This window comes from Burkholderia sp. Ac-20392 (assembly GCF_017104585.1).
Taxonomy (GTDB): Bacteria; Pseudomonadota; Gammaproteobacteria; order Burkholderiales; family Burkholderiaceae; genus Burkholderia; species Burkholderia lata.
Genome location: NZ_JAAGPB010000881.1, coordinates 1 through 1,954, shown reverse-complemented (window position 1 = coordinate 1,954; position 1,954 = coordinate 1). Strand labels below are relative to the sequence as shown.

The 1,954-nt window shown below is 68.8% G+C and carries 1 protein-coding gene and 1 pseudogene; both read left to right on the top strand.

The genetic code is table 11. The features are described from left to right. Positions 1–1,861, top strand: a 1,861-nt coding sequence (locus G3N99_RS39310; protein WP_206125093.1) for a heavy metal translocating P-type ATPase, incomplete at its 5' end; no start/stop codon positions are given. Positions 1,862–1,871: 10 nt separating this feature from the next. After that, positions 1,872–1,954 (top strand): annotated as a pseudogene (locus tag G3N99_RS42260) (zinc ribbon domain-containing protein); the annotation flags it as partial.

The window sequence follows — 1,954 nt, the reverse complement described above, 5'->3', positions numbered from 1 at the left end:
TGCCGCGATCGCGTCCGAAGGCGCGACCTGGGCCGGCCTGCCCGTGTGGCTGTCGGCGGCGCTTGCGCTCGCGGCGGTGCTCGCGTGCGGGCTCACCACCTACAAGAAGGGCTGGATCGCGATCCGCAACGGCAACCTGAACATCAACGCGTTGATGAGCATCGCGGTGACGGGCGCGATGGCGATCGGGCAGTGGCCGGAAGCTGCGATGGTGATGGTGCTGTTCACGATCGCCGAGCTGATCGAAGCGAAGTCGCTCGACCGCGCACGCAATGCGATCCAGGGCCTGATGCAACTCGCGCCGGACACCGCGACCGTGCAGGACGCCGACGGGGCATGGCGCACGATCGAGGCCGCGCAGGTGGCGCTCGGCGCGGTCGTGCGCGTGAAGCCGGGCGAGCGGATCGGGCTGGACGGCGAAGTCGTCGCGGGCCGCTCGACGGTGAACCAGGCGCCGATCACCGGCGAGAGCCTGCCCGTCGAAAAGACGACCGGCGACGCCGTGTACGCAGGCACGATCAACGAATCGGGTTCGTTCGAATATCGCGTGACGGCGGTCGCGGCCAACTCGACACTCGCGCGGATCATCCATGCGGTTGAAGAAGCCCAGGGTGCGAAGGCGCCGACGCAGCGCTTCGTCGACCAGTTCGCACGCGTGTACACGCCGATCGTGTTCGCGGTCGCGCTGCTGGTCGCCGTGGTGCCGCCGATCGTCATGGGCGGTGCGTGGCACGACTGGATCTACCGCGCGCTGGTGCTGCTCGTGATCGCGTGTCCGTGCGCGCTGGTGATCTCGACGCCGGTGACGATCGTGTCGGGGCTCGCGGCCGCGGCGCGACGCGGGATTCTCGTGAAGGGCGGCGTCTATCTGGAAGAAGGGCGCAAGCTCGCGTGGCTCGCGCTCGACAAGACCGGCACGATCACGCACGGCAAGCCGGTGCAGACCGACTTCGACCTGCATGCGGACGACGCGGATGCTGCGCGTGTACGGCACCTCGGCGCGAGCCTTGCGGCGCGCTCCGATCACCCGGTGTCGCAGGCGATTGCAACGGCTGCCCGCGACGCCGGTACGACGGCCTTCGCTGATGTGCAGGACTTCGAAGCGATCGTCGGGCGCGGCGTACAGGGCACGATCGACGGCACGCGCTACTGGCTCGGCAATCATCGGCTCGTCGAGGAACTCGAGCGCTGCTCGACGGCCCTCGAAGCAAAGCTCGATGTACTCGAGCGGCAAGGCAAGAGCGTCGTGGTGCTGGTCGACGAAGTGCGCGTGCTCGGTATCTTCGCGGTGGCTGACACGATCAAGGACACGAGCCGTGCAGCGATCGCCGATCTGCATGCGCTCGGCATCCGCACCGCGATGCTGACCGGCGACAACCCGCATACCGCGCAGGCGATCGCGCAGCAGGCCGGTATCGACGACGCGCGCGGCAACCAGTTGCCGGAAGACAAGCTCGCGGCGGTCGAGGAGCTGTCGGCCGGCGGCGCGGGCGCGGTCGGGATGGTCGGCGACGGGATCAACGATGCGCCGGCGCTCGCGCGTGCCGACATCGGCTTCGCGATGGGCGCGATGGGCACCGACACCGCGATCGAGACGGCCGACGTCGCGCTGATGGACGACGACCTGCGCAAGATTCCCGCGTTCGTGCGGCTGTCGCGTGCGACGCATCGTGTACTGGTGCAGAACATCGGCTTCGCGCTCGGCGTGAAGATCGTGTTCCTCGGCCTCACGGTCGCGGGGCTCGGCACGATGTGGATGGCGGTCTTCGCCGACGCGGGCGCAAGCCTGATCGTCGTGGCCAACGGTTTGCGGCTGCTGTCGTCCTCGGGGACGTTCGGTGGCGCGCAGGCCAAGCGTTGAGGAGCAGGCGATGAGCTTTCTGAAACGGATCCTGGGCGGCCACGGCGGTGGCCATGGCGGCGGGCACGGCAACAACAGCGGCCACGGCGGTGA